The following is a 21165-nucleotide window of genomic DNA, read 5'->3' on the forward strand; positions in this document are numbered from 1 at the left end:
AAACCATGACAACACAGACTGTACAAAATGAAATGCTGCTGACCGAAGCTCGCCTGAGCGCCCCACCGGCGGACCGCCTCGTCAGATATCACGACGTGCCCGCTCTGGACTCGGAGAAGCGCCAATATCGCGAGTTCGTGGCCGTTGACCTCGCGCATACCGCAATGCTTGTCGAAACGGGCATTGTCAGCCGCCCGGTCGGCCAGTCGATCCTTAAGCAGCTATTGCGGATGAGGAGCATGCAAGCACAGGACTTCCCCGTGGACGTGCACAAGGGTAGCTTCCTCCTGCAGGTTGAGTCCTACCTGTTTGATGCGATCGGCGAGGATTTTGCCGGCCGGATGCACACGGGACGCAGCCGCATCGACCAGGGCGCGACGGTCAGGCGCCTATACGATCGTAACCGGATGCTGGACGTGATGGATCGTCTGAATGTATTTCAGGCCGCGATCGCGAAGCAGGCGGCTCGACATGCGAGGACGATCATGCCCGGCTATACCCACATGCAGCACGCTCAACCGTGGGTGTTCGGTCACTATCTTCTCAGCTTCAGTACGCGTTTGCATGATAGCTTTGACCGGCTCGCGCAGGCGTATGCGCGGGTCAATCGCAATCCACTTGGCGCCGTTGGTCTCGCCGGTACGTCGTGGCCCCTTAACAGGGAGCGCACGACGCATTTGCTCGGCTTCGACGCGGTACTAGAAAACTCTAAGCTCGGACGCGAGGCCTGGTACGCGGCAGAAACAATTGGTGCGCTTTCTTTCGTGATGGCCGATCTAAATGATCTCGCCACGGATCTGCATCTATGGTCGAGTATCGAATTCGGCCTGGTGGAGAGTGACGACAGCTACTGCAGTACCAGCAGTATCTTCCCGCAGAAGAAGAACCCAGCGGGCCTGGAGACTATCAAGAAGGCGGCCGGTGGCGCCGTCACATGGCTGGGCACCGCACTCGCTACGTTCCGCGCAGAAGGCACGGGGGACCAGGCCATGCGCGATCTCCCTCTGATCCATACCGCGTTGCAAACGACAGAGGACATGCTTGATCTGTTCGCCGGGGTGATCGAAACGCTGATCGTTCACGAAGACCGCATGGCGGCACTGCTCAGCGGAAGCTGGTGTACGTCAAGCAATCTCGCCGATGTCATCGTGCGCGAGAGTGGGATGTCGTTCCGACAGGTACATCACATTGTTGCCCGTCTGGTGCGCAATTGTGTGAAGGGGAACATCAAGGCGGACAGGGTGACGGGAGCGATGCTGGACGCGGCCGCAGTCGAAACCGCGGGAGTCGCTCTTGGCTTGATGGACGCGACGGTGCGCGATGCCCTCGACCCGCAGCGCTTTGTCGAGACCCGGGTGACCACCGGTAGTGTCGCGCCCGCCGAGGTCGACCGGCTGCTGGCGCGTGCTGAAGCGGAGCGGGAGGCGGACGGTGAATGGATTGTGGCGGCCCGGCGAAAGCTGGCGGCCGCACAATCGGCGCTCGACAGCGCCGTCGCTGCAATCGTGGAATGACGGAGTAAGGCATGGCGGAGAACCTCGTTGCAAGAGTCAAGAACCTGAGCGTCGCGTTCGGTAGCGATGTATCGGGTCAGAGTCCGGTTGTGCGGGATGTGTCTTTTGATGTGTGCCGCGGGCAAACACTGGCGATCGTCGGCGAATCCGGATCAGGGAAATCAGTGACATCCCTGTCCTTGATGCGTCTGGTTGAGCTGGGAGGCGGGCGGATTGTTTCGGGAAGTATCGAGCTGCATACGAGGTCAAAGGGCGTTATCGATCTCGTGCAGGCGAAAGAGGACGCGCTGCGCCGGTTGCGAGGCTCTGCGATGGGAATGATATTTCAGGAGCCGATGACCTCACTGAATCCCGTTTTCAAAATCGGCACACAGATCGTCGAGGCTATCAGACTCCACCAGCCCGGTAGCTTCAGATCGGCGGAGGCGCAGGCGTTGCGGATGCTGGACCTGGTCCGAATCCCTGACGCGTGCCAGGTCATGGGCCGCTATTCGCACCAACTTTCGGGAGGCATGCGTCAACGCGTCATGATCGCGATGGCCCTGGCGTGTGAACCGGCTTTGCTGATCGCCGACGAGCCGACCACTGCTCTGGACGTGACCGTCCAGGCTCAGATACTCCAACTGATCCGCAACTTGCAGGACGACATGGACATGGGCGTGGTTATCATTACGCACGATATGGGTGTCGTCGCGCAGGTAGCCGATGAAGTCATGGTAATGAAGCGTGGCGAGACGGTCGAACGTGGGGCGGTGACGAAAGTGTTTGCGTCGCCCGAACATGACTATACGCGAGCACTGCTCGCGGCCGTACCGAGATTGGGCGCAATGACCGGGACGGACTTCCCTGCAAAGTTTCCGTTGATAGCGGAAGTTCCTGCTGCTTTGCAGCCGCGAACATCGACTGGTTCGAGGCCCGACTATGCCACGGGGCCGCTGCTGCATGTCGAGGATTTGGTGATCCATTATGACCTGCGCGGAGGGATACTGGGAAGGGTACAGCGACGCGTACACGCCGTGGAAGGTGTGGACTTCAATCTTTATGCTGGAGAAACCCTCGCACTCGTCGGCGAATCAGGTTGCGGAAAGTCGACCACGGCCCGTGCCGTGGCGGGTCTGATCGACAGGCAGGGCGGCGTGATTGAATTCGAAGGCCAATCCATCGGCGATCTGAAAGGAGCCGGGCGCAAACGGCTACGTCGGGATATTCAGGTTGTCTTCCAGGATCCGTACGCTTCTCTGGACCCGCGCCGCAGCATTGAAGACAGCCTCGTCGAGCCTCTGCGGGTGCACGGCATTCTCGACGGCGCGGCGGCCCGTAAGCGGGTCGGCGAACTACTCGAGCGGGTTGGGCTGGCGGCGAGTCACGCTCAACGGTACCCGCACCAGTTTTCGGGTGGCCAGCGACAGCGTATCTGCATCGCGCGGGCTCTCGCATCATCTCCGAAGCTGGTCGTGGCGGATGAATCCGTTTCGGCTCTCGACGTGTCGATTCAGGCACAGATCGTCAATCTGTTGCAGGATCTGCAAAGGGAGATGGGCATCGCGTTCCTCTTTATTTCGCACGATATGGCTGTAGTCGAGCGTATCAGTCACCGTGTCGCTGTCATGTGCCAAGGCCGTATCGTGGAGATAGGCACGCGTCGTCAAGTTTTCGAGACACCATATCATCCCTATACAAAGAAGCTTCTGGAGGCAGTGCCAATTGCTGATCCAGATCAGCGCAAAACCAATAAATTACCGACAGACGCCGAAATGCCAAGCCGTATTTTCGACGTGGCGTACAAGCCTAAGCGTCAGCGACTCAATCAGATTGCGCCCGGACATTTCGTGGCCGAGCCCTTGCACGCCTGCATGTAAGGGGCTCACCCAATAAATGAGCAACAGCAACCCGCCCTCCCGCAGAGATGTCGACTCCACATTAATGAGCGGTTAGCGCCAACGGCCATCCCGGAAAAACGTGTGCTGTGAATGACCTCCTAGCGGAGCCCGGCTATGTTTGCCATCGGCGACAACGCCAACGAGATTGGGTTTGGCATGAATCCATGCCTTCACGCAGGACTTCCGTCCTATCGGACGCAAGTGCCGCTACGAAGGCGGAACGGGCAATCCGACTGTCGTGCAGACCGATGTCTTCCTGCCAGGGAGGCTACGGTATCGCGGCGATGACGGAAGTTGAGGGTACGGCCAATCGTCATTGGAATTCAACCGTCAGTTTGTGGCAGGCATCACATTTGAACATTCTTGACGCCGAAAATTCGATTCGACATGGCGCGGACGCCAGGCGACGATCGCTTTGCGAATCCATCCCGCCATCGTAACAAATGCGGAATACGCGCCAGACATCATTGGAGACAACATCGATCTAATCTTGCTGTTCGAATAAGGTGATCGCGAGGTCCTGTCGATCGGCAAGTGATGGTCATACCAGTAAGTTCGTATAACTAATGATATGAGGTGAGAAAGAGCGTTACGTAATATGGAACTAGCGTTGGGAGTTGAGCGTTGCAGTCGTGACGACGATGGAGTCCTGACAGCGCACTAGTGCTGCGATTGGGCCAGCAGATCTAGTTCAGGAAGTGCTTGTACCAAGAGAAGTAATTGACCGCACAAAAGATAGCGGCACGATCAGCTTTTTCGGAAGCATTCAAATCGTTTGGAGGAGTTATTCAATGAAAAAGGTAATACTCGGTGCAGCAGTGTTAGCAACGCATGCTGGGATAGCATGCGCGCAGAGTAGCGTCACGTTATACGGAATCGTCGACGATGGCGTCAGCTACGTCACGAACTCCGGTGGTAAACACCAATATGCGTTAGCGAGTGGACCGATGCAGGCTAACCGTTGGGGGCTTCGTGGAGTCGAAGATCTGGGTGGTGGACTTCAGGCGACATTCAGGCTCGAGAACGGTTTTGATCTGAACACTGGAAAATTCGGGCAGGGTGGCCTCGAGTTCGGACGCCAGGCTAACGTGGGGATCTCGAGCGCCTATGGCTCGTTGACGCTAGGTCGGCAGTACGACTCGGTAGTCGATTTTGTCGGGAGGCTCGCATTCGCTGATACTTTTGGAGCGTCGATCAATGCGCACGCAGGCGACATCGATAACTTCAACAACAGCTATCGCGTAAACAACGCGGTCAAATTTCAGAGCGCAAATTACAGCGGTTTCAACTTCGGCGGGCTGTACAGTCTTGGGGGTGTCGCTGGTCAAACCGGCCGTAATCAGATTTATTCGGTGGGCGCGGGTTATACGAACGGACCGCTAGTGCTGGGTGTCGGATACCTCAATGTGCGTAACCCGAACGTGAGCTTCTTCGGAAATAGCACTTCTGGTACGGCCTCGGCCACGACATCCAACGTGTCCTCTCCCGTTTATGCCGGTTTTGGCTCCGCAAACACCTATCAGGTCGTCGGTGCGGGCGGCACCTATAGGCTGGGTGCGGCGACGGTTGGGGCAACGTACTCGAATGTAAAGTTCTCGAACCTCGGCACTTCCTACGCGTCTCCGTTCGCCGGTCAGACGGGAACATTCAACAACGGCGAAATCAGCTTCCTGTATCAGTTCAATCCAGCTTTGGTGCTCGGTGCAACGTATGACTATACCCGCGGAAGTCAGATCAACGGCCGGTCGGCTGCACAGTATCACCAAGGAGCGCTGGGCGTGGACTACTTCCTTTCGAAGCGCACGGATGTCTACGCGGTTGGCGTCTACCAACATGCGTCTGGGGATACATTGGCTACCACCGGCACGTCGATCGTACCGGCCGTTGCCGCAATTAATGGTCTCAGTGCGTCAACGAATCAAAATCAAGTGGTCGCACGCGTAGGTATTCGCACCAAGTTCTAACGACGCTGTTTAAGGCCCAGTTAGGTTGCGGCAAGGGGCGTCGTTGTGACGTTCTTTGCTGGTTATGCGGGGTCGCCGCAGACATACAACAGGCTGCCCGAACGCGTTGCCAGCGGCGCGATACAGCGTTGCGAGTTCGAGTTCGAGTTCGAGTTCGAGTTCGAGTTCGAGTTCGAGCGCGGGCCGGGCGGTGAAGGCCGGCCCCACGGGACCACTGATCGTGCTTTCAGGAACAACCATCGACTTTGCAGTCGATGCGATGATCGCCGCTATGGATATCGCAACCGCTTCGAGAGCTGGATACGCGCCATTTGACAGAGGTGTCCTCGAAACAGTCCTTGAATCATCGAGGCGCTTTCACGGTCGTTTCAATTCTACTCTGGAAGTCGTCTCGTTCCAGCGCCGCTTCGCGCGTTTGTCGGCTTTTTTGTCGCATGGGCTGAGCACTCGCGACTTCTGTGATGCAACTGCAGCCAAGGTGGTTCTGTCGCGGCAAGATCAAACTTTCTTGCGGCGCGCAATAGGCTATTCCGGTGTGCACCGCACGTTGCGCAACCATCCGAACCACTTCACGACTGCTGACCTGGCCGACTGTCACATTGATGTTCGGGTTTGGTGAAGGACTCGAAACTAATCGTGCGACGCAGTCTGTCAAGAAACCCTTCTCCCGCGACGACGACTAATGTCGCCACGTTGCAAGCCTTTCAGTTCGCTGAGCCAGCACGCAGAGGCTCTTCGCTTGCCCAGCGTTCACGTCAACGGTCGGGAACCAGAGCGGCGGCTTCTGCAGAGGCGACGTTTCGGCCACTCCGCTCAGGCGGTTGCAGCCAAGCTCGATCTCCAACTACTGGATCTACGGGGTGACGACGGGGGACTCGACCTCAAAGTATTCAGCCGCTGCTCGTGTCGAGTTCAATGAAACAGTTTGGTAAAAGTAGAGCGGATGGCGTTCATTGATGTGATTCAGATATTTTCTCTGCCGGATCTGGATGGCGTCGCTCTATCTGCGATGCCTTAAGGATTCGGAAAATATCGCACGTTAGCCGCAGCACACAAGCAGGTCGCGGTGTCATCGCTGCCGACCGTGCCGGATACCGAAATCTGCGCGGCGTGCGATCTCCCACTGGACGAGGCGCGCCCATGCCACTTATGCGGTGGCCCGCGGCGCGGAACTGACGATAGTTCAGGATAACCGGTGTCACGATCTCGATCACGACCATCCCCATCTGGCTCCAAAATGATGAGGTCAAGCGAGATACGTCAGATGACTCAGGTCTTTGCAGCACGGCAGCGCGAAGCCCAAGCCAGACTGGGTGCTGCCCGTTTAACGTGCATTATTTCCGTTGTCTGAAGCGACCCCAAGCAGAAACGTGGTGGATATTTAAGGTATTCGGTCGCGCATCTCCCTACTTTCAGGCGATTTCGATCACAAGGGTGCTTACATTTCAAATATAGAAATCAATATCAAATATTGACACGGTTCGTGGGCAGGGCTAAATTCTCTTGTGTGGAAGAGCCGTTGATGGCGCATATCCGAACATTAGAGGAGACAGAAGAATGGCCACAGCTATTGGCGTGAGCGTGCGTGACACAGTCCTGTGGGTGGAGGACACCGGGGAAACTGGTCTGCCGGTGGTCTTGTGTCTGCACTCACTATGGCTCGATCGGACAATGTTTGACGACTTCGTGAAGGCAGCGAACGGCAAATTCCGGTTGATTCGCCCGGACTTTAGGGGGCAAGGTAAAAGTGCGCCGCCCACAACAAAGGCCATCAGCATGGAAACCTGTGCTGAAGATATCGAAGCGCTGATAGACAACCTCGAATTGAAGTCAGTCAATCTTCTTGTGCAATCGATGGGGGGCGACGTCGCGTTGCGGTTGGCTGCTCGCAGACCTGAGCTTTTCAGATCACTCGTAATGCTCGGTTCATCGGCTCGCGAAGAACCGCCGGAGCAGATTACCTGGGTACATAAGTGGCTCGACGATGCGTCGGCCACCGGATTTGTGGGTGAAAGTCTGGACCTGCTTATGGAGGTGATGTTCGGCAAGACGACACGAGCGAATCCTGCTATGCAGCCTGTATTGGCACACTGGCGGGCGAAGATGGAAGCGTCTCCCCTGTCGTTGTGGCCGGCGATCATTGGAGTGATTGAACGCAAGAGCGCGGTCCCTTTGCTGCCCGTCGTGACCACACCAGCGCTTATATTTTCCGGGCAAGAGGATATGCCACGGCCGCCGGCATGGGCCGACGAGGTGGTAGGAGGTCTTCCGAGGGCGAAATTGATCAGGCTGGCGGGGATTGGTCATAGCCCCATTATCGAAGCTCCGGCGATTGTTATCCCGCAGATTCTTGCCTTTTTTGATCAACCCCACGTCGAGTGAACTGCGTATTGATCACCTCTCCCGTACATCACGGGAGAGAAAATCTATCTCCCCACGCATCTTCTCCGATGTGGTTCTGTCCCGTACGTCGAAGGGGCCATCTCGGATTCGTTCTTGTTTCGATCGCAGACTATTCTTATGACATCGGTATCGCAACACCTGAATCGTTCGTCCCAACGCATCGACTGTCGATTTGCACAGCTCTGCTTTACCGTTGAAAATCTTGATGAGGCGCTACCGCAGTTTTCGGCGATGTTCGGTGCCGGACCCTGGTTTATCCTGCCTGAAATTCCCGCTCATATGGACCGGACGACCTACAGGGGGGTACCCACTCCACTTGGCGCAGGAATTGCACTGGGTTATTCGGGTGACCTTATGTACGAACTGGTGTGTCCCCGGCCCGATTCCCGTTCTATCTTCAAAGAGTGGGCGGATCGATACGGCTTCGGATTGCATCATTTCGGTTTTCTGGTTACCGACTTTAATGCCACGATCGATGCAATAGATACCTCAGGACTTGAGAGGCTGACTACCAGTACGACGCCTCGTGGCGCACGAGTGGTCATGGTGCAGGGGCGTGAACCGCTTGGGGTGATCGAGGAATATATTGAGTTAATACCCTCTAGCGAAAATTTTTACGCTTTCATGCGACTGGAGGCCATGCGCTGGGACAGGAGAGAACTAGTCTTTAGTCAGGCTCTGCCGTCATTCGACTAGCTGAGACTCGTGCCAAAGGGTTGCGCGTTTCTGAACGCGGGTTTTCCGTTCAGCCAAGCTTGGCTCGCCTGAGGAGCGTAGTCGCTTCGCGTGAGACGGAAATCACGGAATTGATATAGACATCCCTTGAGCGATCCATACGGAAAGTGGGGGTAACAATACCCACGGCCCCATAAACCTTTCCTGCCGCGTCGAATACTGGTGCCCCAACACTTGAAATTCCATGTTCGGACTCTTCACCGTCCATCGACCAACCGCGCTCGCGTGTGATCTCCAGCTCCGGTTTTAGCCTTTTGAGCACGGCATTGCGTTCCCTGCTCGATAGATCGGCGAGACTCCTAGACAAGATGGCATCCCTATCCACCGTGCTGACGTACGCAAGGACGGCGCGACCCGATGCGCGGCGATGTTCGTTGCCGGAGTGACCTACATACAAGCCGGTCACTCGCAACGGCTGAGAAGATCCCTCGGCCAGCACTTTCAGTATGACTTTGCCGTCTTCCAAAACAGATAGGAACGCTGTTTCCAACGTCTGTTCGGCGAGGTTGCTCACCAGTGCGGCTAAACCTTGGTCTACGTTGAATTTCTGTTGATACGAGCCAAACAACAAGCCCACCCGACTACCAAGAACGAGAGTTGCATCTTCCCGGCGCTCCAGATAGTCCCTGGCCAGCAGAGTACGCATCAGGTGATAGCAGGTGGTGATGTTCAGTTCCAGTGCGACTGCAACCTCTTGAACCGTCGGTGCATCCTGTACTGAAGCAACATATTCCAAAAAGCTAAGTGCGCGTTCTACGGTTTGGAGGGTGGGCGAGTTCGACATTCCAGGTGCTTTAGAAGGGAGTGGGGCGAAGCCTAAGTGCCACCATTATGCATTGATTCGATCCGCCGCTGCATCCCATGCCTTCACCGGTGCGTATGCGTCGGGATCGACGAGTACGTCGAGCACCGTTGTTTGCTCAGAGGCGAATGCGCTGCGAAGCGCGGCACTGATGTCCTCAGCGTTCCTGATCGTCACGCCAATCGCCCCGGCAGAGCGCGCCATTGCAGCGTGGTCGACGTCGACGAACTCGATGGCGCTCGTAGTCTCTCCGAAGAAGTAGTTTTCGGCATGACGTTGATAGCCAAGAATTGTGTTGTTCAGAATCACGACGACGACAGGCGTCTTTTCCCTAACCGCAGTTTCGATCTCGGACCAAACGTGTGCAAATCCGCCATCGCCAACGATGGCAACCACGCGAGCGGACGGATTGGCCAATTTAGCGCCAATTCCTAGCGGGAATCCCCACCCGAGGCCAGCGAGTCCCCGAGGCACAAGAAATCGTTGTCCAGCGTATTTTGAGGTGAGGTAACTGGTTACCCATATCGATGCGTAGCTTGCGTCCGCAACCACGATATCGTCTGGAGTGAGCAGTGCATCCAGTTCCGCGAGCAGGCGTTGTGGAGCAATCGGAGAAGTCTCTGTGGTGATGATAGATTCTACGTGTTCCGCGTGTTCTCGCCGTCCTTTCTCGATGGTTGCGATGAGGCCAGCATGGTTCGACTCTCTCTTGGACAGGTCCTCACCTTGTAGGGCGACGGTCAGATCGGTGAGAGCGCAACGCGCGTCTCCGACCAGACGCACTGCCTCATAGTTTCTGCCTACTTCCAGACTATCGACGTCAATGTGGATATAGGTTGCCTCGGAGGACGTCAAGGTCCACCCATCCGTACCGTTTTCATTGGTGCGGGTCCCCACTAGCAATACGACGTCTGCCTCCGAAATAAGTGGCAGATGATGGTGAGCCGGGCCGTTTTTACCGGTGATATTTGCCGCCACCCCTAAAGAGAGGGGTGCTTTTTCGTCGATTGCGCCTTTTCCCATATTGGTTGTGGCGATCGGAAGATAAGCAGTTTCTTGCAACGTTCGGAGTTCTTCTACTGCCTGTGAGAGATGGACGCCTCCGCCGGCAATAATCAGCGGCGACCGGGCGTTTGCCAGCAGTACGGCGGCGCGGTGTACTGCTGCCGAATCTGGACGCACGCGGTCTAGCGGAAATTTGCCGAGATTCTGTGTTCGTACGAAGCGACTCGGTTTCGCCGGTAGGTTGAGCACGTCTTTGGGCAGCATGAGAACCACAGGCCCAGGGCGGCCGCTGTTCGCCACCGTGATGGCCAGATCTACATAGTCTTCCGCACGCTCTGGATCGTCGATGCGCCGTGTCCATTTTGAAACGCCGGCAAACAGCGCGAAATGATCGAGTTCCTGAAACGCATTTCGGTCGCGTTGGGCGGCAGGTACCTCCTGGACCAAAACCAGCATCGGAATAGACGCTTTCATTGCTTCGGCCATCGGCGCGACGAAGAGTGTCGCTGCGGGCCCGTTCTGAGCGGCGACTACGCCGATCTGGTTCGAGATACGCGAAAAGCCGTCAGCCATCACGCCACCGGCGTTCTCCGTTCGATAGAAGACCTGTCTGATGCCGATCTTCTCGGCAGCCAGCATTAGTGCCGTGGGGTTGCTTTGACCAAAAATCATTGTGACGCCGTGTCGGCTCAGTGCCGAGGCGATAGTGTCAGCTACGGTTGTCATCATGTCACCTCCAGTGGGAATTGCGTTTATAACATGAATTCGATATATGAAATACAATGCAAATATTGAAATGAGGATGATGCTTGGGTGTCTACTTCTCAAGTGATGGTTCTCCGTCACCTGTGAGAGACGGTGTACTCAGCCAGGCTGAAGCTACCCGACCTGGCATGTGGCGGAATCGTCCTGAGGCCACTCACCAAGTTGCTTTCCTCAGCTTGTGGGGCGTGCCGCGAGGCTGGAGACTTTCAGCCGTTTTTTGTCATTGAAATCGATGGAGTAGTCATATGAGAGAACATCAATCGAACGCCACAGATCGAACGTCCGTTCACGATGCTGAGCCGCTAGTAGGTCTTGAGTTGCGGTCGCGTATTACGAGTCAAGGTATGCTGGAATTGTCCCTGGTGGAGGTGGAGCCGGGTAACCCCACCGATGATGAAGTGATCGTTCGCGTGGAGGCTAGCCCGCTCAACCCGTCAGACATTGGCCTGCTGTTTGGAGCTGCCGAGATCGACAAAGCGACCGGCGGCGGAACGGCTAATCGTCCGACTCTGACAGCGCCTGTTCCCGCCGCTGCAATGGGTCAATTAGTTTCGCGCATGGATAGTTCGCTGCCTGTCGGCAACGAAGGTGCCGGCGTGGTGATCCGGACGGGTGCCCGCGCATCAGATCTTCTCGGCAAGACCGTTTCAATGGTGGGCGGTGGGATGTACGCGCAATATCGCCGAATCAGCCGGGACGCTTGTTTCGTTCTCGACGAAAGCGTCACACCTGCGGAGGGCGCTGCCGCCTTCGTCAATCCGCTGACCGTGCTAGGCATGGTCGAGACCATGCGGCGCGAAGGACACCGCGCGATCGTGCATACTGCTGCCGCGTCCAGTGTCGGACAGATGCTCGTCAAGCTGTGCAAGGAGGAGGGCATAGAGTTGGTAAATGTCGTACGTAGCGAGGCACAGGTCCAAGTACTCCGGAACTTGGGTGCACTGCATGTGCTAAATAGCACTTCCCCGACGTTCGAGGCCGATCTCACCGATACTCTTGCGGCGACCCGTGCGACGTTGTGTTTCGATGCCTTAGCTGGGGGACCCGTCGCCGGAGCGATTTTGTCGTGCATGGAAAAGGCGCTCGGACGCACAGCCAAGGAGTACAAGCGCTATGGCTCGACTGTGCACAAGCAGATTTACATGTACGGAGTGTTGGATCCCAGGCCCATCGAGCTCCCGCGCGTGGGTATGGCGTGGAGTGTAGGAGGGTGGTTGGTGTTTGATTTTCTCGAAAAAATCGGGCCACAGGCAGCGCAGAAACTACGCGAGCGTGTCAATAAGGGGCTGCGGACGACGTTTGCGAGTCAATACAAGGCCGAGATCTCGTTAGCGGACGCATTGACGCCAATGGCGGTCAATAAATACGCTAAGCGAAGTACCGGCGAGAAGTATCTGATCAATCCGGCAAGGGGATTGTGTGCGGAATAGGTGGGTTGACAAAGGGGCCGTCTGTATCTCTAGGTGTTCCGTTGATCCCGACCGTGCACTTCCATTGGTTTCGCTCAGCCGCGGTTTTTCTGGCATGAAGTCGTTCGAGAACACCGTCGAGGCCCGGCGAGCGGTGCTCGGAAACAACTATGCACGCGGCAGCGAGATGCAGGATACGGCTGACGAGCCGAAACGACGCGACGAGGAGCGGATTGCGAAAATGTTGGATGCCGAACACAAGAAATCTTCGGGCGTTTTCCCGCTCGACTGGGTAACGGCGCCCCTCTATACGGGGGGCGGATAGCGGCCCGGCGCGGTCAGTGGGCCCCGGTTCGGGCTGCGGGTCTGGGGTTTGAGGTGCTGCCCGGCGCGTGATCCGTCCGAATGATCGCAGAGGTTGTCTGGGCTGCGTCCTCCTTTTGGCGGTCCGGCTTGAAGCCGGCGGACACGCGGCGGCACCGGAGAACTGATTCGAACTGCGCAGCGAACTCGACAATGGTGACGTCGCGCGTCCGCCTATCCGTCAATGCTCGTCATGATAAAACGTCTAGTACGGCGGTGTCCGGCATCCACACGACGATTGTCTGCAAGGCTGCGGGCCAATAGGACACACGCACGCCTTGCCTTGCCGCGCCAACTGCGGTTGATGGTTTCGCATCGGGACTGCAGTTCTACGACAAGCGACGGGCGCGGAGGAATTGACATGCTGTGTCTTTGCTTGGTTCAGCCCAGCCCGAGTGACTGGCCTGGTGCAACCCTGACGCCTAATAGTCTTGAACTCTTCAACCGCTGACCGAACCGATCGCACGTTTGTTTCGTTGCTGCCCGATCCGGTGACCCACGCCGTCAACATTGCACCACGCGTTATCGCGAGATCATCATCAGCAACCACGAGGTCTTTACTGTCCCAAATTCTCGTGCCTCTCGGGTATCCCAGTTGATTCCACGCATACATCAGAACGATGATCACGGCACATTCAGAGCGGCTCAAGTCATTGAGTGTTGCTCGATAACGCACCCAGCGAGCGCAAATTTATCCACGTATCTGTCGGATGTGTCAAAGAGTACTGCCTCGCTGTTTGAATGCGTCAGATCCAGGCTGCGAAGCAGGGAAAAAGTGCGGTGTTGGCGATGCCATAGACTTCAGTGCGGTAACACATCTTCGAGAAAACGTGCTGCATTGCGCAGCGCCTCTGCGCCGTCCGGCAGGATGTCAGCGAAGATTGGCCAGACGTGGAACATGTTCGGCCAAACTTCGAGCGAAGTTCGCACGCGGTTCTCAGCCAGATGTGTAGCGAGCCGCATTGCATCACTGAGCATAACTTCGTTCTCGCCGATCTGTATGAGTATCGGTGGCAGGCCGCGAACATCGGCAAATACGGGCGACGCCTCGGGGGTATTTGGAAGGGCGCCATTCAGGAAACGTCGTGCAATGAGGTCAAGTGCCTCTTTGGTAACGATGGGGTCGATGCCGTTACGGTTGCTCATCGACGCGCCTGTGTGCTCGAGATTGGCCCAAGGCGAGATCGCAACGCCACCGGCAGGGAGTGGCGAACCAGCGGTTCGTGCGGCCACCATCAGCGAGACCACCATGGCGCCGCCCGCCGAATCTCCTGAAAAAACGATTGATTTCGCATCATGTCCTTGTTCCAGGAGCCACCGATACGAATCGAATGCGTCGTTGATAGGTGTTGGAAACGGACACTCGGGTGCGAGCCGATAATCCGGCATATACACTCGGGCCCGAAGGAGTTTTGCATATCGGCCTGCTATGCCGTGATACCCGTCCGGACTGCCGCTGAAATACCCGCCGCCGTGGAGGTACAGCATGACCCTGTCGTTTTGCAGACGCTCGGGAACCACAAGCGTCCCGGGAATCGAGCCCATGCGGACATTCTCGACGACGACGTCCGCTGGCGGCTTATTGGTGGCAAGAAACTCCACGTAAGCTGCACGTGCCGCATCGATGCTGATGGCACTTGGCTCACCTCGCAAGTGCGGCGCGAGATCGACGAAAGCTTCGATCCAGTGCTTGAGTGCTGTTTGTACCTCGTTGCTGTATGTCATATGCTGCTCGCAATTGTAGATAAGAAATCGACAAAAGCAATGCTAGATCATGCGGTGGTGAACAGGGGGCTACACCCTGGTGACTATTGGGCGACAGTGGAGAACTTTGAATGGCGAATCTTGATGAAGTCATGGCGTTTGTTGCAGCAGTCGACGCAGGGAGTTTCGCAGCTGGGGGTCGCGCTCGCGGTCTTACGCGCTCTGCGATTGGAAAGGCAATCACCCGGCTAGAGTCGCGACTGGGGTCAAGATTGATTCATCGGACGACACGCAGTCTCAGCCTCACTGAGGAGGGACGCGGTTTCTATGAAAGGTGCAGTCAGATTCTTGCCGATCTGGAAGAGGCCGAAGCGGGTGTCGGTGAGAACTCTATGACGCCGCGAGGCTTGTTGAAGCTGACAGTCCCTGACGCATTCGGAAGGCGTTGCGTGCTTCCGGCGCTCCAAGCTTTCCTGAAGGCCTGGCCTGCGGTCGAGGTAGACGTTAGCTTCACGGACCGTGTAGTTGATATAGTCGAGGAAGGGTTCGACCTTGCGATACGCGTGGGCGGCGCCGAAGTGGATGCGAATTTGATTTCACGCGTGATAGCCCGGCACCGATCTGTCCTTTGCGCATCTCCTTCGTACATCAACGAGCGCGGCGAACCTAAACAGCTCGACGACCTGATCAATCACGATTGTCTGGTCTTCAGCAGCCAGGCCCGGCGGCAAACATGGCGTTTTCGGAGCGACGACGAATGGGTTGAAATGAACGGACGGAGCCGGATGCGGCTGGACAGCGGTGAGGCGATCTGTAACGCCGCCGTCGCGGGTATGGGGATCGCCTATCTTCCTCATTTTCTTGTCGATGCCGAAATTGCCCAGGGCGATCTTGTGCCGCTTCTGAAAAGCCGCGAGACCGAGATCGTGCCCATCTGCGCCATCTACTCGAGCAGGCGACACCTCTCACCAAGAATTCGCGCCTTTATCGACCTGTTGGTAAATCGGTGGAGTAACGATCTTGCATAATTTCAGACGGTTTTGATGGCAAGAAACTGTATTTCAAAATGTGGACGTGACTATCTAGATAACTGGACGACATAGGTCGGCCCGCTCACTCGCTACTAAGTTGCGTTTTCAACCAGCGATAGAATTGCAAAATTGCAGCCTCGCGCGGATGTCCTTCTCGCCAGCTGAAATAGTAATCGAGCGCGGAGGGTATCCTCGCCTGCCCAAGCTGGACCAACTCCCCGCGTCGAAGATAGCCGTGTGCTAGCTGCAAGCGTGCAGTTGAAACCCCCTGTCCGCTCACGGTTGCCTGCAATATTAGGCCGGCATCGTCAAACACCGGTCCTCTTTCAGGCTCGTCCGCGCGAATTCCTACTGCCTCGAAGAAGTCGCGCCACGAGCGTCGCGTAAAACGCAGAAGCGGCATGCTCGGTAGATCTTCGATTCGGAACGAAGGATAGCGGGCAAGCAGTGCAGGACTGCAAACCGCGATGACCTGGTCCTCGAGTAGCTTGCGGGATTGAAACCCGGGCTCGTCCACACGGCGGTGCCAGATTCCGATGTCGAACGCAAAGGGGTCTGGCAGTGCTACGCCAGAGTGCATCCGCAGCGATAGGTCGATTTGCGGATGCGCATCGTAGAACCCACTCAGCCTAGGAATCAACCAGACCGAAAGCAGGTCGGACATCGCACTCACCTCCAGTCGCGCCGCCCCTTCTACCCCTCGACGCGACGTGTCGAGTGCATTACTGAGATCGTCGAGGTTTCGTCTCACACGTTCAACCAGCTGCGCGCCGACGGGCGTCGGGATCATGCGCGCGCCTGCGCGGTAAAACAGTCCGACGCCGAGTTGGTCCTCCAATGCCCGCACATGGTGACTGACAGCACTAGGCGTCAAATGAAGTTCTTCTGCAGCTCGGCTGAAACTACGCAGCCTTGCAGCAGCTTCGAGTGCACGGAGAGCCTGCAGGGGAGGGAGATTGGTTGCCATGGCGTCAAATCTTACTCATATTTGCTGCCGATATTTCTCGTTGGCGCCGACTCCGACGATCGCGAATAATCGGTTCTCCATATATTATCACGCGACCTTTCTGCTCATGATGCTCCTCAGATTCCGCCTTCTCGCCGTCTTTTCCCTCGCTTACTTGGTGTCTTATCTGTTCCGAGGCGTCAACCTCGGGTTCGCTCCGTTCCTGACCCACGAACTCGGCCTGTCCACTGTTGATCTAGGCACTCTGACCAGCCTCTACTTTCTCGGGCTCGCAGGTGCACAAATTCCTGCTGGTGTGATGCTCGACCACTTTGGACCACGCCGCGTAACGGCCCTGCTCATGCTTGTCGCGGCTGCCGGCGCAATGTTGTCTGGGCTCACACACAGTTTCGGCGTGATGCTGGCGGGCAGACTATTGATCGGTGTTGGCGTATCGGCCTGCCTCGGTGGCGCATTCAAGGCAACCTCGCAGCATTTTCCGACCGGACAACTCACGTTCGTGAATGGAATCGTGATGGCCGCGGGCGGCGTCGGCGGCATCGTTGTCGGCTCGCCACTTACCTGGCTATTGTCGGTTGTGGATTGGAGGACGATAACCGTGGGGCTTGCGGCGACTACGGCGGTGACTGCCGCCGCTGTCTGGCTGTTCGCCCCACCCGCGTACGACAAGGCCCAAGGCGCCACATTTGCCGAACAGTTTGCCGGCACCTGGCAGGTACTACGCAGTCACGCCTTCTGGAAGCTCGCCGCGTTCTCTGGCCTCACGCAGGGCGTGTTCTACGCAATGCAGTCGCTGTGGGTCGGGGCTTTCCTGCGTGATGTCGTATTCGCCCGCGCTAGTACGCAGGTCGCTGCGTCACGCTCCGCTGCAATCATTTCCGTGCTGGGAATGGCGTTCATCGTCGGCAACATCGCTTTCGGCGCATGGGCGCGGTTAGTGCAAAAGAGAGGTGTGTCCGTCTATGTATTCTCAGGCATCGCGATGGTACTCTTCGTCCTGACTCAATTGGCGATTGCACTGCGTGCACCACTGCCGGAGCCGGTGCTGTGGGCTGCTTACGGGGCGTTCGGCGGCACGGGAGTTCTGACATATTCTGTACTGGCTAATCACTTCCCGGCACGGCTGATCGGACGCGTCAACGCGACCTTTACGCTCGTGATATTCCTCACCATCTTCGTACTGCAAGCCGCTATCGGTGCCGTGCTTGCACGCGTCCCGACGTCGGTCGGACACCACCTAGCCGTGGACCACCAGTACGTGTGGATCGTATTGGCCGTTCTTCAGTCTTGTACTGGGATTTGGTATTTTCTTCCCGCGAAAAAAAGGCGCCCACAGCCGGCAAGCACAGTTGCGATATCCTCAGACTATAACTGAGAAGTCAACCGAGCATCTCGGTCAACGCAACTCCTTCCTGAGATGCGAAGTGCCCAAGGGTCTCTCGCGAAGGGACCTGATCACTCAAGATCTGACTCGATGCTCGGCGAACTGGACCATAGCTAGCAAGTATTCGAAAAACCAGAAGTAGCGCCTCCCCGCATTCAGGAGCGTGATATTCAAAAAACAGGCGCCCTCGGCCCGACACTCGTGTAATGCTGTGAGGAGTACAAGACAGTACATCTGAATAGTTCACCGGTACAGTCGCAGCTTGGCTGACGAGCCCAAATAAGCGGCGGCCAGTCACGTCCGTCAAAAGGGGATAACGCTTGCTGCCAGGATCGTCCAAATTGAGTGCGGTTTCTGTGCTTCCCCGACGGATCTATTCTCTGGGCCGTTCGCGGCTCTAATGCCTGGGCCCGTCTTCCTCACTTATTTGACGCCGCCGCGAACTGCGCGACTACTTCACCCAGCTGGGCACTCGTCGACAACGGGTGCATATTGAATGGCCGAACACGGCACGTTGAGCTAAAGCGATGCGTGGCGAGGATCATCGTTGACAGTAGCATTTGAGTCGCCATTGGCACCGGCGTTCTGCAGTAACATCTTGCACTGCCCAGCCCCCCATCTTACGCCCAGACAAACTGTTCGGACAATCGACGCTGTTCGTCAGCTCTCTTTAATTCCTAGCTCAACAATTATTTTGGCGATAATGCCGGCGCGTCGCCATTGGAGCCATTTGCTATAACAGGTCTGCGACGGGGGAAAGTGAGCCGGTAACCTGTGCCACCTTTCATTGTGGGTTATGACCCAGAGAATTGCATTCAGCAGGTCGCACGGATCCCTAGCGGGCCGACCCCGTTGTTTCGACTCTTGGTACAACAAGTGACTGATACGCTCCCAATCCTCGTCGGAAAGAGGGATGTCCATACGTTTCCCCTAATTGGTAGAGGCGCGCCCTACACGGTGCAGAAGTTCAGCTGGATCTTGCACGGAGTGCCAGCACCGCGAACAGGTGCGGATCGACTTCGACCTAAACTGAGTGGACACGGCGTCCAATGACCAGACTGAGAGCTGCCCTCAGGCAGCGCGCAAGCGGCGTTCTGCGGCTTTCCTAACCTGATACGACCTAGGCAATGCCTCCAGCGTCACCGCAACAAACGCCGTACAACTCAACATGCCTATACTTGCATCTTTACTGATGCTGGCGCCGATGGAATACCGAGCGAGCACGGCTTTCCTGAGTAGCATTTTCCTAGGTCGGACCAGAGGAATCTAAGAGTCCTCCCTGGCGACGCATCTCCGCAGCAAATGATTCGAGTGATTCAAGAAGGCTCGCCGCTGCGTCGACAGCTTCGTATTCCACACGCGCTGGGAGTTCTGCAAACACCGTCCGACGGACAAGGCCGCGTGACTCCAAGAGTCGCAGTTGTTTGGTCAGCTCCTTTTGGGTAATCGGTGCGGCTGCTCGTTGCAACTCGCGAAAGCGCATGGGGCCACTTGCGCCTATCAGACGAAACAGGATCGGAACCGCCCACTTCCCAGAAACGAGGCTAACAAACTCCACTATTGGGCAACTCGCAGCTGCGCCCGGGGTGAAAGATCGGGGACTTCCAGGAGAAGATAGGGCATGTACCATCGCATTGTGGTCTCCAAAAGTAATCGACAACATACCGGCTACAGGTTAATGAAGGGTATCCACCAGAGACGAAAAACACCCGTCCGTCGGATGCTGTTAGCAACTGCTTACAATGCTAGCACAGAATTGACTTTTGTGGATGTGGCAACGCATCGCGGGACGGGATGGGACGGGAGCCGACAAGTTGGTTTTCGCGTGAAGTGCGCAGCGCGGACGTGACAGGCAGGCTGGCCCGCAAGAGGGCGAACGTAATCGACGGACCTCTCTCCGGGGCGGCGCAGCGGTCATAGCGCGCATGAAGAGATGAGGCGACGGCACTAGCGTTGCCACGCGTACTAATTGAGCGAAAGATGGGCGTTGCTAGTGCGTAGCTTTGCAAGTTGTTGAGCATCGCTTTGTAGTGGATTTACCTGGTGTCCCAGCCATTATTTACCGCTTGACCCTCAAAGTGAGCATCTGCATACTTGGAGTTAGCAAATGATTACTTTCTTTGCTACTTCTTATGAGGAATGACATGCAGACGCAAGACATCAACCCTTTCACCCTCACACCCCTCTTTCGCGAAGAGCTGGCAATGTGCAAGGTCACGGCTGGAACCAAGATCGTGCTGATTACCGATTTGAAAACCAGCCGAAACTATGTCGATGCTTCATTCGCGGCCGCTGAAGAATTGGGTGCCAGCATCTATGAGGTACGGATCGCAGAGCCGTTCAATAGCCATATGATTGCCAGCCAGGGCGGTGGTGACACGATCTCGGCGCTCCCTGAGATTGTCGCTGCCGTTGAAGCGGCAGATCTGGTTCTGGTCTTTCACGTTGCCCTTGGCTCGCACTGGCTGCAAAACGGAAGAAAGAAGGGCACACGCTTCCTGCTGATCATCGACGGCCCGGACGAACTGAAGCGACTGATCTCGCCTCCTGGTCTTAAGGAAGCGGTGATTTATGCTGGAAAGCTCGCGGAACAGTCGCGGGTTATGAGAGTGACGAGCCCTGCCGGCACGGATTTCACTGCTCAGCTTGGGAAGCTCGGTACCGTCATTCAGTATGGCTATGCGGACGAACCGGGTGTCGTTGACACTTGGGGTGGAGCTCACTTCTCTACCTGGCCGAACCCGGATGGATCGGAGGGCGTGATCGTGCTACAGCCTGGTGACTATTGGATCCTGCCGTACGTGCGTACTTTCGAAAGCACGGTGAAACTCACGATTGAACGCGGTTTTATCCGAAAAATCGAAGGAACCGGGGCGGATCGACGGATCATGGAGCGATTCTTTGAAGGGCACAAAAAACATAGTGAAGACCTTGATCCCTATGCTGTTTCGCACCTTGGTTGGGGTCTGAATCCCAATTCGATTCTCGACCAGGTGACGCTTACGGGTAATCAGATGGATCGTATCGCCAGTCACACCAGGGCATGGCCGGGTGTCTTCCTGTTCTCCACGGGGCCCAACGATCAAGGGGGTGGCTCGAACCGCACGCCGGCTCACCTCGATTTGCCCATGTTTGACTGCACGGTCGCGTTTGACGACAAGACCGTGATCAAAGACGGCGTGATCGTGGATCCGCAGATGGTAGTCGCACAGACTGAAGAACGACGCATAGCGGGGTGA

Annotated in this window: 18 protein-coding genes; 11 read left to right on the forward strand and 7 right to left on the reverse strand. The window is 56.6% G+C overall.

Features of this window, described 5'->3' with window-relative positions:
* The first annotated feature begins 5 nt into the window (after positions 1–5).
* The 3 genes from argH to P0D96_RS29030 all read left to right on the forward strand — a co-directional run bounded on the left by argH (position 6) and on the right by P0D96_RS29030 (position 5358).
* On the forward strand, positions 6–1514 hold the full coding sequence (argH, locus tag P0D96_RS29020; RefSeq protein WP_408316877.1) for an argininosuccinate lyase: 1509 nt from the start codon (positions 6–8) through the stop codon (positions 1512–1514).
* A gap of 11 nt (positions 1515–1525) precedes the next feature.
* Complete coding sequence (locus P0D96_RS29025) at positions 1526–3373, forward strand: ABC transporter ATP-binding protein (RefSeq protein WP_408316879.1); 1848 nt, start codon at positions 1526–1528, stop codon at positions 3371–3373.
* Positions 3374–4185: 812 nt separating this feature from the next.
* Positions 4186–5358, forward strand: a complete 1173-nt coding sequence (locus P0D96_RS29030; protein WP_408218781.1) for a porin — start codon at positions 4186–4188, stop codon at positions 5356–5358.
* A gap of 9 nt (positions 5359–5367) precedes the next feature.
* On the opposite strand, the gene P0D96_RS29035 is transcribed toward P0D96_RS29030, so the two are convergent.
* Positions 5368–5598 carry a hypothetical protein gene (locus tag P0D96_RS29035; protein WP_408316881.1) on the reverse strand — a complete coding sequence of 77 codons (231 nt, stop codon included), beginning with the start codon at positions 5596–5598 and terminating at the stop codon, positions 5368–5370.
* On the opposite strand from P0D96_RS29035, the gene P0D96_RS29040 reads away from it, so the two are divergent.
* From P0D96_RS29040 to P0D96_RS29050, 3 genes are all read left to right on the forward strand, one after another.
* A complete protein-coding gene (locus P0D96_RS29040) occupies positions 5579–5977 on the forward strand; it encodes a hypothetical protein (RefSeq protein ID WP_408316883.1) in 399 nt (132 codons plus the stop codon). The genes P0D96_RS29035 and P0D96_RS29040 overlap by 20 nt on opposite strands.
* Before the next feature lie 938 nt (positions 5978–6915).
* A complete protein-coding gene (locus P0D96_RS29045) occupies positions 6916–7740 on the forward strand; it encodes an alpha/beta fold hydrolase (RefSeq protein WP_408316885.1) in 825 nt (274 codons plus the stop codon).
* A gap of 114 nt (positions 7741–7854) precedes the next feature.
* On the forward strand, positions 7855–8457 hold the full coding sequence (locus P0D96_RS29050) for a VOC family protein (protein ID WP_408316887.1): 603 nt from the start codon (positions 7855–7857) through the stop codon (positions 8455–8457).
* Positions 8458–8506: 49 nt separating this feature from the next.
* Here P0D96_RS29050 and P0D96_RS29055 read toward each other — a convergent pair whose 3' ends face one another.
* A complete protein-coding gene (locus P0D96_RS29055; protein ID WP_408316889.1) occupies positions 8507–9280 on the reverse strand; it encodes an IclR family transcriptional regulator in 774 nt (257 codons plus the stop codon).
* A 45-nt stretch (positions 9281–9325) separates the two neighbouring features.
* Entirely contained in the window at positions 9326–11032 is a 1707-nt protein-coding gene (locus P0D96_RS29060) for an acetolactate synthase catalytic subunit (protein WP_408316891.1), read from the reverse strand.
* Positions 11033–11412: 380 nt separating this feature from the next.
* On the opposite strand from P0D96_RS29060, the gene P0D96_RS29065 reads away from it, so the two are divergent.
* Positions 11413–12498 carry a zinc-binding dehydrogenase gene (locus tag P0D96_RS29065; protein WP_408218765.1) on the forward strand — a complete coding sequence of 362 codons (1086 nt, stop codon included), beginning with the start codon at positions 11413–11415 and terminating at the stop codon, positions 12496–12498.
* A 94-nt stretch (positions 12499–12592) separates the two neighbouring features.
* Entirely contained in the window at positions 12593–12802 is a 210-nt protein-coding gene (locus tag P0D96_RS29070; RefSeq protein ID WP_408316893.1) for a hypothetical protein, read from the forward strand.
* Positions 12803–13641: 839 nt separating this feature from the next.
* Here the strand turns inward: P0D96_RS29070 and P0D96_RS29075 are convergent.
* A complete protein-coding gene (locus P0D96_RS29075) occupies positions 13642–14565 on the reverse strand; it encodes an alpha/beta hydrolase (RefSeq protein WP_408316895.1) in 924 nt (307 codons plus the stop codon).
* A 110-nt stretch (positions 14566–14675) separates the two neighbouring features.
* On the opposite strand from P0D96_RS29075, the gene P0D96_RS29080 reads away from it, so the two are divergent.
* Entirely contained in the window at positions 14676–15572 is an 897-nt protein-coding gene (locus P0D96_RS29080; RefSeq protein WP_408316897.1) for a LysR family transcriptional regulator, read from the forward strand.
* 85 nt (positions 15573–15657) lie between these two features.
* Here P0D96_RS29080 and P0D96_RS29085 read toward each other — a convergent pair whose 3' ends face one another.
* Entirely contained in the window at positions 15658–16542 is an 885-nt protein-coding gene (locus tag P0D96_RS29085; protein ID WP_408218754.1) for a LysR substrate-binding domain-containing protein, read from the reverse strand.
* A gap of 106 nt (positions 16543–16648) precedes the next feature.
* Between P0D96_RS29085 and P0D96_RS29090 the strand changes: the two genes are divergently transcribed.
* Entirely contained in the window at positions 16649–17917 is a 1269-nt protein-coding gene (locus P0D96_RS29090; protein ID WP_408317028.1) for an MFS transporter, read from the forward strand.
* A gap of 669 nt (positions 17918–18586) precedes the next feature.
* On the opposite strand, the gene P0D96_RS29095 is transcribed toward P0D96_RS29090, so the two are convergent.
* Together P0D96_RS29095 and P0D96_RS29100 are read right to left on the reverse strand one after the other, a co-directional pair.
* Complete coding sequence (locus tag P0D96_RS29095; RefSeq protein ID WP_408218751.1) at positions 18587–18847, reverse strand: transposase; 261 nt, start codon at positions 18845–18847, stop codon at positions 18587–18589.
* A 325-nt stretch (positions 18848–19172) separates the two neighbouring features.
* On the reverse strand, positions 19173–19589 hold the full coding sequence (locus P0D96_RS29100; RefSeq protein ID WP_408316899.1) for a winged helix-turn-helix transcriptional regulator: 417 nt from the start codon (positions 19587–19589) through the stop codon (positions 19173–19175).
* Between the two features lie 481 nt (positions 19590–20070).
* Here P0D96_RS29100 and P0D96_RS29105 point away from each other — a divergent pair, with 481 nt between their 5' ends.
* Complete coding sequence (locus tag P0D96_RS29105) at positions 20071–21165, forward strand: 2,5-dihydroxypyridine 5,6-dioxygenase NicX family protein (RefSeq protein WP_408316901.1); 1095 nt, start codon at positions 20071–20073, stop codon at positions 21163–21165.

Source organism: Paraburkholderia sp. RL17-347-BIC-D, assembly GCF_046027915.1.
In the GTDB taxonomy this organism is placed as follows: domain Bacteria; phylum Pseudomonadota; class Gammaproteobacteria; order Burkholderiales; family Burkholderiaceae; genus Paraburkholderia.